The 15,130-nt window shown below is 56.6% G+C and carries 11 protein-coding genes; 5 read left to right on the top strand and 6 right to left on the bottom strand.

Features of this window, described 5'->3' with window-relative positions:
* Positions 1-96 precede the first annotated feature (96 nt).
* Positions 97-2,325, bottom strand: coding sequence for a serine/threonine-protein kinase (locus LOC70_RS15355; RefSeq protein WP_230254889.1), 2,229 nt, complete (start codon positions 2,323-2,325; stop codon positions 97-99).
* A 330-nt stretch (positions 2,326-2,655) separates the two neighbouring features.
* Between LOC70_RS15355 and LOC70_RS15350 the strand changes: the two genes are divergently transcribed.
* Positions 2,656-3,621, top strand: a complete 966-nt coding sequence (locus LOC70_RS15350) for a 3'-5' exoribonuclease YhaM family protein (protein ID WP_230254888.1) — start codon at positions 2,656-2,658, stop codon at positions 3,619-3,621.
* Positions 3,618-4,337, top strand: coding sequence for a 7-cyano-7-deazaguanine synthase QueC (gene queC / locus LOC70_RS15345; protein WP_230254887.1), 720 nt, complete (start codon positions 3,618-3,620; stop codon positions 4,335-4,337). Before LOC70_RS15350 ends, queC begins: the two co-directional genes overlap by 4 nt.
* A 21-nt stretch (positions 4,338-4,358) precedes the next feature.
* Here queC and LOC70_RS15340 read toward each other — a convergent pair whose 3' ends face one another.
* On the bottom strand, positions 4,359-6,419 hold the full coding sequence (locus LOC70_RS15340; protein ID WP_230254886.1) for a membrane or secreted protein: 2,061 nt from the start codon (positions 6,417-6,419) through the stop codon (positions 4,359-4,361).
* Between the two features lie 150 nt (positions 6,420-6,569).
* On the opposite strand from LOC70_RS15340, the gene purB reads away from it, so the two are divergent.
* On the top strand, positions 6,570-8,006 hold the full coding sequence (purB, locus tag LOC70_RS15335; protein WP_230254885.1) for an adenylosuccinate lyase: 1,437 nt from the start codon (positions 6,570-6,572) through the stop codon (positions 8,004-8,006).
* A 115-nt stretch (positions 8,007-8,121) separates the two neighbouring features.
* Here purB and LOC70_RS15330 read toward each other — a convergent pair whose 3' ends face one another.
* Together LOC70_RS15330 and LOC70_RS15325 are read right to left on the bottom strand one after the other, a co-directional pair.
* Complete coding sequence (locus tag LOC70_RS15330; RefSeq protein ID WP_230254884.1) at positions 8,122-9,459, bottom strand: porin; 1,338 nt, start codon at positions 9,457-9,459, stop codon at positions 8,122-8,124.
* 355 nt (positions 9,460-9,814) lie between these two features.
* Positions 9,815-11,026 carry a porin gene (locus LOC70_RS15325; protein WP_230256163.1) on the bottom strand — a complete coding sequence of 404 codons (1,212 nt, stop codon included), beginning with the start codon at positions 11,024-11,026 and terminating at the stop codon, positions 9,815-9,817.
* Positions 11,027-11,795: 769 nt separating this feature from the next.
* Here LOC70_RS15325 and rpmB point away from each other — a divergent pair.
* Positions 11,796-12,068, top strand: a complete 273-nt coding sequence (gene rpmB, locus LOC70_RS15320; RefSeq protein WP_230254883.1) for a 50S ribosomal protein L28 — start codon at positions 11,796-11,798, stop codon at positions 12,066-12,068.
* Positions 12,068-12,385, top strand: coding sequence for an Asp-tRNA(Asn)/Glu-tRNA(Gln) amidotransferase subunit GatC (gatC, locus tag LOC70_RS15315; protein WP_230254882.1), 318 nt, complete (start codon positions 12,068-12,070; stop codon positions 12,383-12,385). The genes rpmB and gatC overlap by 1 nt, the downstream gene beginning before the upstream one ends.
* 120 nt (positions 12,386-12,505) lie before the next feature.
* Here the strand turns inward: gatC and LOC70_RS15310 are convergent, their stop codons facing one another.
* A complete protein-coding gene (locus LOC70_RS15310; protein WP_230254881.1) occupies positions 12,506-13,465 on the bottom strand; it encodes a succinylglutamate desuccinylase/aspartoacylase family protein in 960 nt (319 codons plus the stop codon).
* A 139-nt stretch (positions 13,466-13,604) separates the two neighbouring features.
* The gene (locus tag LOC70_RS15305; RefSeq protein WP_230256162.1) at positions 13,605-15,008 is read right to left on the bottom strand and encodes a PP2C family protein-serine/threonine phosphatase; all 1,404 of its coding nucleotides are present in this window, start codon (positions 15,006-15,008) and stop codon (positions 13,605-13,607) included.
* Positions 15,009-15,130: the final 122 nt, after the last annotated feature.

Here is a 15,130-nt window from a genome sequence, read left to right as displayed (position 1 = left end):
CACAAATGCACGCGGGCCACAAATGCCCTCGGGCGAAGAACTCATGTCAAATTGGATCGCTCCGGCAATACCCATTGAGCCAGCTCGTTTGCCGACTCAGGGTGCCGGTGGCTCCGTCTTCCAACGCACCGCCATCGCCGGTGCCAATTCGGGCGATCGTTCTTGGGAATGAAACCGACTGGGGTGGTTGGTCCACGACTTCGTCCACAGCACCAACGTGACCACTCCTGACGACGTGCGAAGAAACTCGTCCATGGCTTTGGAAACGAATCGAACGGCGTCGGGTTTGTCCTTCAGCACTTGTGCGGCGTTGTCAAATTCAAACTCGCCCAGCGGCACCAACTGCTCGAACCCGTCTTTCCAAGGTGCCCGCTCGTATTTGAGTTGCGAGTCCGATTCGGAGGCCTCCTGCCACTTCCGTGGCCCCATGCCATCCGCCCCCAAAACGTCATCCGGCCACCCGTGCACCTGAACGTTGAAAAGTGATGCGAGGGAATCAGGAGCGACGCTCAGCAACAAAGCCGAACGGTCGATTCGTGCCAACACCGATTTCGCTGATTCTCCGCCGGCCCCGGATGGCGGATCCAATTGCGTCAAGTCGAAACGAAGCACGGCGATCTTCAACGCATAGCCTTGCTCTTTGCCAGACCGATGAACTTCCACATACGGCTTCTTTCCAAAGTTCTCTCCGGATCCTCGCTGCACAAACGTATCCGCACCTTGCCCCGCCAACGTTCGCACGGTTTGGAACCCGAGCAAATCACCCGTGCGAAGGTTCTCGACAACGTCCATCTGCGTGCGTTTCGAATCCACCACCGCACCGGCCGGAGACTGCAGTTCGAACAAAATATCGAAACGTTCCTGTGCCAAGTTGCTGGCTAAGAACTGCACCTCAATCGATTGAGTCTCGCCGGGACCAGGAAGCTGCCGCGGTGAGAACGATCGAGGAAACGCCGGGGCCTTTCGTTTTGGCATCCCTTCCTGCTGAAGGTAGGTGGTGATGCGCGCAATTTGCTTGGCATCAGAAAATTGAACGCGAGGATCAGTTTCCGACGATTCGGCTTGATTGGAAAGCTGCAGCCGAAAACGGGCCATCTCACCAACCGCCACTTCCGGATTCGCGATCACATTCCCGGTCAACTTCAACTGTGTCAACTCCGACGCTAAAACCGCAGGAGCTTCGGGTTTGGCTTCGATAGCAGGAACCGACGCAAGTGACTGAGTGGCTTGCTGCGACGTACCCAAAGCCCACCAACCCAAGCCAACCACGATGCCCAGCACACAAGCAGCCAACACAACGATCCAAGCCATTCGCGAACGGGACGGTTTTGGCTTCGCGGATTGTTCAGCCTCGCCGCTTGGAACAGCCGCCCCAACGCCTGAATTCACGGGGTCGATTTGGATGGCCAACGCAGATTGCTTCTCAGCGTCCATCTCCGACCGAATTTCTGACAACCGTTGTCGCAATGCCGTGGCGGATTCATATCGACCACCTGGATCTTTCGCCAACAATCGCATGATCAATTGTTCTAATGCGAGGGGCACCTGAACCGGTTCGCCGTCGCGAGTTTGTTCCGACAATGGCAACGGTGGCTTGCAGAGAATGTTGACCAATTGCGTCGGCGTGTTGTTAGCGAGTAACGGAACCTTCCCCGCACACAACTCATACATCACCACGCCCAACGAGTAGAGATCCGTGCGTTCATCCACATGATCGTTGCGAGCTTGTTCGGGTGAAAGATATCCCGGCGTCCCCACAACGCTCTCGCCTTTGGCCAATCCTTGAACGGCCGACCCAGCCAGCGCCAAACCGAAGTCCAAAATCTTGACACGCTCCGTTGGCGATTGCAGCCACAAGTTCGCTGGCTTGATGTCGCGATGAATGATGCCGCGCTCATGGGCCGCCTCCAAACCTTGTGCGACTTGATCGGCGATCGCCACCACTTCCTCCGAGGTGAAGCGTCGTCCTTGCTGCAAGGCTTCTTCCAGCGTGCTTCCCTGCAACAATTCCATGGCGAGAAACGGCGTTCCGTCACGCTGCCCAACCTCAAATAAAGTCGCGACGTTGTCGTGGTAGACCGCCGCCATCGAACGCGCCTCTTCCAGGATACGTTTGCGGCTATTGGGCGATTTCGAAAATCGCTCGTTCATGACCTTCAACGCGACCGTGCGTTGCAGTCGCGTGTCTTCGGCGCGATACACCTCGCCCATCCCGCCTTTGCCCAGCAACTCCATCAACCGGTAGGGGCCAATGCTGCCCAGCGTGTCCGGCAAGTCACCCGACGTTTCGGGCGCGGCATTCGGTACGGACGACGGTTCGGTCATTTTCGGCGGGAGCTTATGGTGGCATAGATGACCCTCCGGCGAATCGGCCGGTGCCGAAACTGGCGTGAAAGAGTCCAACACCGCAGATTAAACGGTGCCACCTCGGGTCGCAATTGATCGGGGCCCAATCGCATCTGAGCCCTGCCCCTCCACGGTGCTACGCCGCTGAAGAGAATCAGTCACGGGATGCCTTGATGGATCGGGCATGGAATCCCGAGCGTGTCCTGATACGATTGCCAAACGTTCATCCCTGACGGACGTTTTTGAAGGCGCGGCCCTTGTCAACTTCGCCGCCCTGCCCTGCTCCGCAACTCTCAACCGGCCAAGCTCGTGTCACGATCCGCGATTCAAGACCTCTCTGATGGGCAAACACTCGCCCAGTCGTTCCAAGCTGCCGACAAACAGTTGCGGGTCAATCGCCAGGGCGGCAAATACATTCTGCTGAAATTATCGGATCGATCCGGCACGATCGTCGGCATGATGTGGAATGCCGACGAGACCACATTCGACACGTTTGACCGTGGCGACTTTATCCACTGCAGCGGACGGACGCAGATTCACAACGGTGCGTTGCAGATGATCGTCACCGAAATCCAGCGAATGGATCCGGCCGAGGTGGACTCCAGCGATTTCGATCGCTTTGACGCGGATCAAGCCGAATCGAACCTGACCCGTCTACGCGAATTGTTGGCGACGATCTCTCATCCGCATCTGGATGCGTTGGTGCAAACATATTTGAAAGATGAGGCATTCCTGCAATCGTTCCAGCTAGCCGCGGCGGCGGTTACCAACCATCACGCCTATCCAGGTGGATTGCTGGAGCACACGGTCAACATGATGGAATTGGTTCGACTGATTTCCCCACGCTACGGGAACTTGGACACCGATCTGTTGATGGTGGGCGCGTTCCTGCACGACTTAGGCAAGATCGACGAACTGAAGTCCAGCGGCGAGATCAGCTACACCGATCGAGGCCAATTGGTGGGTCACATCGTCATCGGCGTGCAGCGGTTGAACGAGAAAATTGCCGAAACGGAATCCGCCAGTGGAAACACATTCCCAACCGAACTACGTCATCAACTGGAACACTTGGTCGTCAGCCATCATGGATTGCAAGAATACGGCAGTCCCAAGATCCCAGTGACGCTCGAGGCGATTGCATTGAACCACATTGATAACCTCGACGCGAAACTCGCGTCTTACACTTCGATCATCGAATCGGACGTGGCGGCGGACGGTAACTGGACCAATTACCACCCATCTATCGGACGAAAACTTTGGAAAGGTCAATCATGATCAACGGTGTCGATTCAACCAACGCACCGCGAGCCGTGATCTTGCTTTCAGGTGGCTTGGACAGTGCCACCTGCGTGGCAATCGCGCGAGACCAAGGTTTCGAGGTCCATGCGATCAGCTTTCGATATGGGCAACGTCACAATGGCGAGCTGGACCGCGCGGCCAAGCAGGCTCAATTGATGCAAGTGGCGTCGCATCGGATCATCGACATTGATCTCGCGCAGCTTGGTGGATCGGCGCTCGTGGACTCATCCATTGCCGTTCCGAAATCCGATCACGTTGACAAAATCGCGGGCGATATTCCGGTGACCTATGTCCCGGCTCGCAACACGATTTTCTTGTCGTACGCGTTGGCCGTCGCGGAAGTGCTGGGGTCCCGTGACATCTTCATCGGCGTCAATGCGTTGGACTACAGCGGCTATCCCGATTGCCGTCCCGAGTTCATCGATGCTTTTCAAACGATGGCACGGTTGGCAACAAAAGCCGGGGTGGAAGACGAGCAATCGCTGTCCATCCACACACCGCTGTTGCATTGGACAAAAGCCGAGATCATCCAACGCGGCATCGAACTCGGCGTGGACTACTCACAAACCCTGTCGTGTTACGACCCGCAAGGCGCCGGTGAAGACGCACGGCCCTGCGGCCAATGCGATGCGTGCTTGTTGCGAGCCAAAGGATTCGCCGAGAACGAAATCGCTGATCCAGCGTTAAGCTGAATCAGCGTTTTGGCGAGTCGCTCACTTCAACAGGAAACCGTTCAGGTTCCAGCCCGAGTCGGTGGTCTCGACAAAGCCGAATGCATTGCGAAAGTATTTTTCGACTTCCGAAAACGCGGGCCACTTGCCAACGTTTAGACGTTCGATCGGCTCGTCTGATTCGGCTTCATCGTCTTCAAACATGCGACGAACCAAAGACGCCAAAACAGAATCGCTGTTTTTCAATTCGCCCTGACGTTGCAGTTCGTACTTCGCACGAAGCGATTGACGCAGTCGTACCACTCGTTGGAACGCGACTTCATCGGCACCCATGTCGCGAGTCATCTGCAACAGGTCTTTGACCTCGTCCAAGTCAGCCAACTTTTCGCCTTGGCCGCTTTGCATGCGTTTGGCCACGTCCACCAACAGGTCCACATGGCTGCTGAAGACCAGATGAGGCTTGGTTGATCCTTTTCCGGCCGGCACCATCGCGATGGCCCAAGTGTTCAGGATCGGAGCTTGTTGTTCGTCAATTTCTTCTTCAAAACCAAGGTCATCGAAGAACTCGTCATCCAGTTCGTCTTCACCGCTGCCATGTTTGACTTGCCAAATCTCGACGCCCGGAACGGTGTCGACTTGAAACACGTCAGGTTCGACTTCCATCGCTTTGCGAACCGCGGTTCCGATCGCTTTCGCATCACGAACTTCGATTGCCACCAACACCCGTTCGGAATTGACCGTCGCCGGTAGCGTGTTGTCGGTTAGCAGCAACAAGTGTTCTGACAAATTCGGCAGCACATTGTTTTCAATGTCGATCTGGGGGCCTTCTTCGTCGTCACGAATTCCTTCGATACTGGGACGAAAGATTTCATTGTCAAAGGCTTCATCGACGAGTGTTTCCGCGGCCCAGAATGCTTCTTCAATCTTCCAATTGATTCGCGAAACGCTGGCGGTGTTGGCTGGGACCCAGGCAGGGATTTCATCCAACTTGGTGTTGGGGAACTGCAACATCCGTGCAGCCAAACGGTAGCGACTGGGTTTGTCGGTCACTGGTGGAGCATGAACGTAGCCACGGTGCAGCAAGTCGAATTTGCCTTGACCGACAACCACGATCCCACCGGCGGCTTGCAACGCGTCGAAACCTTGGTTTTCGAGCAGATTCAAAATCCGAACCTTGTTGCCTCGATCGACCTTGGCGACATCGCGAATGATGCGGCCCATGGTCAACGGCTTGACGAACCATTCCACCTGCGAGCCTTCTTGCTCAATGTCACTGCGAGACAGAGCTTGTTTCCAAACCGTTCGCAACAACGGAGCCTTGTCGAGCGAATCGTCGCGTCCGTCGTTTTCGATCGCATCAAGCACTTCAAAAATGACCGAATCGCGATCCGAGGCGATCAAACGATCGTCGGTCAACGACACGACGACTTGTTCAATCTTCAATTGGCCCGGTCGCGTCTTGGGTCGATAAATACGGACCGTCTCTCCGCCTCGGGTGACATCTTCGCGGGTGGCTCCATCGGCCTTCAAATCTTGATCGACACGTGCGAGCACCTTTTCGGCTTCCGCGTGTTTCCCACGAATGTCCGCGACAACGCAGACCGACGATGGGCGTCGATTGTCATTTTCAAACGGCAACCAAACGGCGATCACTTCGCCGGTGGCGATTTCATAGATTTCTTTGGGACGCAATCCAACCTTGTCACCCAGCTTTTCCCACACGGCACCTTGGCTGCCGAAGTTGGCTTCGATCAACGGTTTCATCGCGGGATCGTCCGTGATGCCGGACAGAGTTGTCTTTTGCCAGGAGTCACACAGGACCGTGAGATTCGGAATGCGAACAATGCCGGCCGCGGTATCGGGCAGCAACTTCAACGCGGTCATCAAAACAGGACGCTCGGTCTCGGAGGCTTCCACGGCGGCGTCTGTTTCTGCTTCTTGAGCGTTCAGTTGTGATCCAAACAGACACAGCGTGAATGCCGCTGCCATCAATTGGAGCACCACTCCATCGCGGGTCCTCGGTCGATCGACGATGTTGCGTAAATATGTTGGTGTGGGATTGATCACTCGCTTGTCCGCCACTTGCACCCGTTGAAAATTCATTCAAGATCCGTCTGAAACCGTCGGATTTCACTTGAGCCCTCGTCTCGACATAATCGGCTCAACCGGCCGATATCGTAAACCCTTCCATTTCGGGCCGAAATGCCGATGTCACCTTCCATCGCCTGATTTGTGCCCCCGAAAGAGACCAATATGACCGAATCGCAGGAAACCCCGTACCAAAACCCCCTGATTGAGCGTTACGCGTCAAGAGAAATGGCGTTTCATTGGGGGCCGCAGCGGCGTTTTGCATCTTGGCGAAAGGTCTGGATTGCCTTGGCGGAAGCCGAGCAGGAACTTGGCATCTCAATCACCGACGCTCAAATCGCTCAGCTAAAAGAATTTGAAAACACGCTAAACCTCGATGCTGCGGCGAAATACGAACGCGAATTGCGGCATGACGTGATGGCACACGTGCACGCCTACGGGGACCAGTGCCCGGATGCTCGCGGGATCATTCACCTGGGCGCCACCAGTTGCTTCGTGACCGACAATGCCGATCTGTTGCTCATTCGCGAAGCATTGGAACTGACAGCTAAACGACTGGCGGCGACGATCGACCAAATGGCCAAATTCGCGGCCGAACACCGTGACCTGCCCTGCCTCGCCTTCACTCACTTCCAACCCGCCCAACCAACGACGGTTGGCAAGCGAGCTTGTTTGTGGATTTATGACCTGGTCCTCGATCTCGAAGCAATCGAACATCGCCTGGAGATGCTTCGTGCTCGTTCGGCCAAGGGAACCACTGGAACGCAAGCCAGCTTCCTTGAACTGTTCTCCGGCGACCAAGCCAAGGTCCGCGAATTGGAGAAACGTGTCGCTGAGAAGCTCTCTTTCGATTCGGTCTACGCGGTGACGGGGCAAACGTATCCGCGCAAAGTCGACGCTCAATTGCTGGATGCTTTGTCGGGCATCGGGCAGAGTCTGCATAAAATCGCGACGGACATTCGGCTGCTCGCCGGTCGCAAAGAAGTCGAAGAACCGTTTGAAAAGAAACAAATCGGCAGCTCGGCAATGGCCTACAAACGCAACCCGATGCGAAGTGAGCGAATCTGCGCTCTTGGTCGGTTTGTGATGAGCTTGCAAAGCAGCCCCGCGATGACCGCCGCCACGCAGTGGATGGAACGCACACTCGACGACAGTGCCAACCGCCGCCTGGTCATTCCGCAAGCGTTCCTGGCGATCGATGCGGCGCTAGTCCTGATGCAAAACGTTGCCGACGGCATGGTGGTCTACCCCGCAACCATCGCGAAAAACCTGAACGCAGAACTGCCATTCATGGCGACCGAAAATATTCTGATGCAAGCTGTGGCCGCCGGCGGCGATCGCCAAGACTTGCATGAGCAGATCCGAGTTCACAGCCAAGCCGCGGCGTTGGAAGTCAAGCAAAACGCTCGCGACAATGATTTGCTGGAACGTTTGAAAGGCGACGAGAATTTCGCCGGCATCGACCTGGACGCGGCCTTGGACCCAGCCGCCTATGTTGGACGCGCGCCGCAACAAGTCGACGAGTTCATGGAAGCGGTGATCGAGCCCATCCGTCAACGCTACTCCGGTGCGAGCGACCTCAGCGTCGAAGTCAAAGTCTGACGTTTTCTAAGCTGAGAAACGAATCGATCGAAACGACAAAGATCTTGCTGGCTCGTTTGAACCAGCAAGATCTTTTTGTTTTCAGGGCGACCCGTTCGGGCCTTCGAAGATCTGCTTAGAACAAGAAGATCGTGTCGATACCGAACGTGGTTTGTTCGTCGTCGTCGTTTTCCAAGATGCCGGTCACGTCCGCACCGTCGGCCCAGTCCCAGCGAATTTCGGGACGGATCAAAAGGTTGGCGTGAGGCTTCACGTTGGCACCCAAGGTCAATGCGTAGACGTCGACGTTGCCGTTGAAGACACCCGCGTCGGCGTCGTACCACTCGAAGCGGCTTCCCAGTGCCAAGCAATCGCTGACCGTGTAGATCAGGTAGTTGTTCAGGCCGTAGGTTTCTTTGAAGTTGCCACCGTTGCCGTCCTCTGCGTCGATGTAGTCCGACTGCAAGACGTATTGCAATTGATCGGTCAACGTCACGTCGGTGACGATCGAGTGCATGTAACCTTGCGAAGTCGTGCCGGCTGGCTCATCCGCGAAACGTCCCGCGACCGTTGCGTAGGTCACCGTGACGTCTTCGCTCATGGCCAACGAAACACCACCGAGGAACGAGTCGCCGTTGTCTTCGAAACCGCTGTCCCAACCCAGCGTGTATCCACCGTAAACAGTCAGGTCATCGCTGGCGTTGTAGGTTGCCAAAGCACCGGTGTGGGTGAATGGCTCGCTGTTGTACATCGTGTAAGCGTGGCTGTAGAAGAAGTTGTCCGGAGCGGCAACGACTTCGTAACCAATGATGGTGAAGAAGTGACCAAACTTCACCGAGAAATCGCCGTAGCCGACTTCTCCGTAGACCTGCGGCAACGCACTGCCGTACTCACCGTGGTCCCAACCCGTGTCCCAGTGGCCGTTGTCAATTCCAAAGGCTTGGGTGTCCTGGGCGTCGATGCCGTACACGTAGTCGATGCGTCCGCCGAAGTCGAAACCGTTGCTGGTGTCGAGGGCTTTCTCGGCGTAGAACCAAGCTTGATGCAGGTTGTATTCGTCGGGACGATTGTTGAACAAAGCGTTGGCATTGCTGTGATAGCCCATTTGCACCCATCCGCCGATGGTGTAGCCACAGGCTTCGCCAAACAGGGTGAACGGGTCGCCAAGTTCGCACTCAAACAACCCACATCCGCCGTCGTCGCAATAGCCGATGTCACCGCAGCCCATATCGCCGCAGCCGCCATCACAGCTGATTTCGCCACAACCACATTCCATTTCGGGGAATGTGTCGCAGGATTGGTCACACCCGGCGTCAAAGTGCCCCACGGGGACGACTTCGGCTTGGGAAGTTGGCATTCCACTCTGGTAGCTTGCGTCGGCCACGTACCGGTCGGCAGCAGAAACGCCATTGAGGCTTCCCAATCCAACCAAGCCACCGAGGGCCAACCACAAAGCAGCTCGTTTCGATTTCATCTTGCTCGTCCCTGATCAATTCACAATCGAATCACCTCGCACGCGGCGACTGCCGCCGTCCATGGCAGCAAACCCGTCTTCCGCGTCGACCGCCAAATCCAGGCGATTCGTTGAAGGGATGTATCGACGTCGCGGCGCGTTGCAATTGAGACCAACGATAGAGAAACCGCAGCCGGAATGACCGGAAAATCCGGACCCGCGTTAATCTGTGCGGGTTACGAGGACCTTCCGTGGCGGAAATTGCCCTCGGCGAAACCGCATCGGATCTTGAGCCCAAAACGAAAAAAAGCCGGCTCACCGCATTGCTGCGATGAACCGGCCTCTTGGGTCTCACGAAATCTTCGTTCGGGGCGGCTTAGAACAAGAAGATCGTATCGATACCGAACGTGGTTTGATCGTCGTCGTCGTTTTCCAGGACGCCGGTGGTGTCACCGTCAACCCAATCCCAACGAATTTCGGGACGAATCAAGACGTTCGAGTGAGGACGGTAGTTGATACCGGTCGTCAAAGCGTAAACGTCGGTGTCGTTGGCGGTGAAGACGCCTTCGCTGTCGTACCACTCGAATCGGCCGCCCAATGCCAAGCAGTCATTGATGTTGTAGATCAAGTACTGGTTGATGCCGAAGGTTTCACGAACAGTTGCACCGGTTTCGTCTTCGCTGTCCAACAAGTCCGACTGGAAGATGTACTGCAAGTTGTCGCTGACAGCGTAGTCAGCAACGATCGAGTGCATGTAACCCTGCTCCACTCCACCAGCGTTGTCTTCGTTGAAGCGGCCGATGGTGGTGGCGTAAGTCAGAGTCAGGTCGTCGGTCAAGCTTGCGGAAACACCACCGAGGAAGCTGTCGCCGTTGTCTTCGAAACCGCTGTCCCAGCCCAGGGTGTATCCGCCGTAGACGGTCAAGTCATCCGACACGTTGTAAGTTGCCAAAGCACCGGTGTGGGTGAATGGCTCGCTGTTGTACATCGTGTAAGCGTGGCTGTAGAAGAAGTTGTCCGGAGCGGCAACAACTTCCCAACCGATGATGGTGAAGAAGTGACCCACTTTGACCGACAGGTCGCCGTAGCCCATTTCGGTGTACAACTGAGGAATGGCGTGACCGTAGTCGCCACCGTTGTCCCAGTCGGTGTCCCAGTGTCCGTTGTCGATGCCGAATGCCTGAGTGTCAGGTCCGTCGGTACCGTAGACGTAATCGATGCGTCCACCGATGTCGAAACCGCACGACGTGTCGATGGCTTTTTCAGCGTACAACCAAGCTTGGTGCAACTGAACTTCGTCTGGGCGGCTGTTGAACAAAGGCAGAGCTTTGCTGTGGTAGCCGATCGATGCCCAACCGCCAACTTCGATGCCACAAACTTCGCCGAACAGCGAGTATGGGTCATCCAAGCAGCAGTCGCCCAATCCGGGCAAGCAGCTTCCGACGCCACATCCGCATGCTGAATCGCATCCGCTGTCGCAACCGGTGCTGCATCCGCAGTCGCCCAAGCATCCAACGCTTTCGCAACCACAGGTCACTTCTGTTTCACATCCGGTGTCGCAACCGCCAACAGGCTCGCAACCACACACGGGCTCACCACAATCGCAAAGCGATGAGGTGCAAGAAACCAATCCAATATCGTTTGCTGATGCGCCGGTCAGGTTCGTTGCGTTGATTCCGCATGCAACCGCTGCGATCAGAGCTAGTTTACTAAGCTTCATTGCTTTCTCCGTTTCTATCCCAATCCAATTGGGTCGTTTCGTGTCACCAAGATTCAAAATGGATGCTGCTGGAACGTGATGCTGTACCCCAGTCGATCTGGAGGGGCCGGTCTCTCGTTCCCGTAGCGATGAAACAAACACAGTCCATCGCTTCTCAACGCACACGCTGCCTGCCGCCGATGGCACATCGAAACCAACCCACGACCAATCGTCTTGTAACGATCAGCTTCGCGATGGGAAGGACTTTCGAGTGAGTTGAAAGCAATCCATCATGTCGTCGGGGGAATTCATCGGTGTGTTTCCGGTTCCGCTCCCCGATCCGTCTTCAAAACCGCTCAGAAACAAGATGCGGGGTGCGCAAGGCGCCTGTTGCTCCTCATCTGCGGGTCGGATGGCCCGCTCCGGTTGCGTGGACTTTTCCGGCGACGACCTCATCGGCAATCGCAAAAAGCCAATGCCCTAGGCCAATTCGGCGGTCGGGTATCAACCCCCGAACCGATTTGAGAATCCTGCTTTCAAAAAAACGCTTCTCTCGCTATGCTGCGGGGCTTCCCCCGGAAACCAGCGAAATTGGCGGGGATTTGACCGTCTTACAACACACACATGACAATCACCGCGAGCGGTGGCGGAGAATCAGATGGCACGGCAATGCGAAGCGTGCGGCAAGAAAGTCCAAATGGGCAACCGAATCGAAACCCGTGGTAAAGCCAAATACCTGGGTGGTGTTGGTACGAAAATCACCGGTTGCACCCGCCGCAAATTTGTCCCGAACCTTCAGAAAGTTCACGTGACGTTGCCCAACGGCAGCAACAAGACCATGCGTGTTTGCACCCAGTGCATCCGCAGCGGCGTCGTCCGCAAAACGGTGAAGACAAAACCGTTTGACGTCAGCGGCAGCAAAAAGTCCTGATGTCCAACTCTGGAAACGGCGGATCAGTCGATATCCAAAAGCTTGCTCGGTTGGCGCGTTTGCAGCTGACCGAACAAGAGCAAGCTGATTTTGGACCGCAAATCGCCGACATCCTTGGTTTCGTTGAACAACTCTCCGAACTGGACACTTCTGGTGTCGAGCCGATGACCAGCGCGCTGGACGTCGACAACCGCTTTCGCGACGACGTCCCCGGCGAGAGCCTCACGTCCGATGTCGCGACCCGGAACGCACCGGCCGCACAAGATGGGACATTTCTGGTCCCACCCGTGCTGGGCAACACTTCGGCGAAGAAATAGCTGGCTGAGAAATGGCCCAGACCTTCGGGCCCCAGGCTTCTGATTCGGCGACGTCGAAGGCGTAACATGCCATTTCGCGACCTCTCCTTGGTCGCCTTCGCTTGTGTATCAAGCGATGCGTTACTCTGCTGGCTCGTCCGACGATGGCTCGACGACAAGCAGATTGCTGGCCAAGTCTTCGACCACGCGAGATTCCAAACCATCGTCGGACACTCGCATTCGATCGACCGCCTTGGGCTTCACCCCCTTCGGCAACCGACCCAGGTGGAACACGGGCTCTCCCGGAGAAACCGCTGGGAGCGTGGTCATCCCAATGACGATGCCATCAAACGGTGAAATCAACACGCTTCGCTCAAACCCTAGCAGCGTGGTGTTGGTCGCCAGCGGCTGATCTTTCTCAACAAAATCACCTGGCCCAACGTGGAACTGAAGAAAACCACCTTTCTCCGCACGCACCCACTTTGCTGTTTCAATGTGGAAGCGGGCCTCGGGTAACTCCACATCACCATCGACCATCTCCAGCTTGGCAAGAACATTGCGGATGCCTCGCACCGCGATTTCCACAATTCGCGGCTCCGCCTTCCAGACCTCGCCACCCTCCATGATGATTGTTGGACATCCCGCCAAACAGGCCTCGCGGCGTAGGGCCCCCGCGGGCCCGCGACCATTCATGATCACATCGGTACCAAACGATTCGGCCAGCATCTCGACCTTGGGGTCACTCAAATCCCCGCGAACATTGGGATAGTTGGTTCGCCGCACGGACGCGGTGTGGAGATCGATCCCGTAATCCGCACGCCCAACAATTTCGTCGAAGATCGTCCGCGCCATGCGACTGGCCAACGACCCAGAAACCGATCCGGGGAAACACCGATTCAGGTCCCGCCGGTCGGGCAGATAACGCGAGTGACGCTCAAACGCCAACAGATTCAGAACCGGGACCAAAATCAGAGCCCCGGACCGCAACTCCAGTTGGTCGTCCTGAATCAACTGCCGAACCGCTCCGGTTCCGTTCAGTTCGTCACCATGCAGTGCCGCGGTCACGAACACCACGGGCCCCGGCTCAGTCGCGCGGCGCACGAAGATAGGAATTCGCAGGGATATCCCCGAATACGATTCACTAACCGCCAAATGCACCACTCGCTGGCTTCCGGCCGGAACTTCCTTCCCGGACCAGTCGCCAACATGTTTTCGGCTTCCCATTGTTTCCCTGAACTTCCTAGAGATCGACGACCGTGTCGCTAGCCGAGTCGTCTTGGTGCTTTTTCAATTGCTGCATCGCCCCCAGCGTCGCGTCGCAATACAGCGAAACGGCCGAGCCCCAAACGGCTTCCTTGGCAGCCTCGCGGGCTCGCTGGAGCAAACGATCCACTTCTTGCCAATCCAGCATCCAATTTCGCTCTTCCGAGGTTTGTTTGAGCTGCGTGATGACATCATCCAATCGCGTGACAAACGCCTGATGAGAATCGGCTTTGTAGCGTCGATAGGGTCCGTTGCCGATAGCTGTTTCCCCACTACCCATGTCCAACGGTTCACCGCCGGACGCGGAACCGCCCTGCCCCGTCTCCATCGCACCGGTCGTCCCAGAAGAATCGCCGGACAAACCAGAACGATTTACAGAGCGACGAGTTTTGAGCGGACGCCGGCGATCGTTTGGTTTGAAAATGCCGCTGGCCCAAACCGCCGCCGAGATCGAGCCCAGAATGAATGCGACAATCGCGGAGCCCACGAATCGCGGGCTGACGAGTGCCGATGCGATGCCAAACCCGACCGCACCGGTCCAACAAAACGCCGTGGTCCCAATCAGCGCGCGGGAGGAAACCTCGTCGGCACCGATGGAACGAGCCTTTCGAGGAGGGCCATGGTTTTCGGTGATCGACTCGTCGGTGACTTCGACGATGATCAGCGTGATGTTGTCCGGTCCGCCCCGCAGGTTGGCCAAATCAATCATCACACGCGAAGCTTTTTCGACGTCGAGCGACTGCAGCAACACGGCCAGCTCGTCATCCTCGATTTGCCCCGTCAGCCCATCGCTGCACACGAGGAAACGGTCGCCCACCTCGATATCAAACGGCCCCTCCAGATCAACCAACACCTCGGGCGATGGCCCCAGGGAACGAGTGATGACGTTCTTGGGAATGGATTTGCTGAAGATGCTGTCGCTGTGCACCTTCCCACTGGCCTGCATCTCCCACACCAGAGAGTGATCGAAGGTCAACTGCTCCAGGACGCCTTGCCGCAAACGATAAACGCGAGAATCCCCCACGTGAGCAACGAACGCGGCGCCGCCGACCAAGACCAGCGAACTGGCGGTCGTTCCCATGTTCAGGAATTCTGGATTGCTTTGCCCGCGAGCATAAATGGCGGCGTTGGCGAGGTGCACGGCCTCGGCGATCGCGTGCTCCGGCACGTCTTCTCGAGACTTGTAATAGTGCGCCGTGATGCGTTCGCTGGCAATTTGAGAGGCCAACTCACCCGCCGCGTGGGCCCCCATGCCGTCTGCGACCACAAACAGGTGCCCTCGTTGGTTCAGACGCTCCTCGGACTCAGCGAGCAAGACCGCCGATGAATCCTGGTTGTTCGCACGTCGCATCCCAACATGGGTCTGCTCAGCGAACTTCACTCCGGGGTGCCATGAACCTGACAAACGATTAGGACCGAGAACTTGTGACCGTGAACACTGGCGAAAGGTTCGCACTGCCCTTCTGGACAATGCGACCACGCAGATTGTAAGTGCCCACGTGG

Origin of the sequence: Rhodopirellula halodulae, assembly GCF_020966775.1 — a bacterium.
In the GTDB taxonomy this organism is placed as follows: Bacteria; Planctomycetota; Planctomycetia; order Pirellulales; family Pirellulaceae; genus Rhodopirellula; species Rhodopirellula halodulae.
The sequence above is the reverse complement of the archived record's forward strand: the minus strand, read 5'-3'. Positions and strand labels throughout refer to the sequence as shown.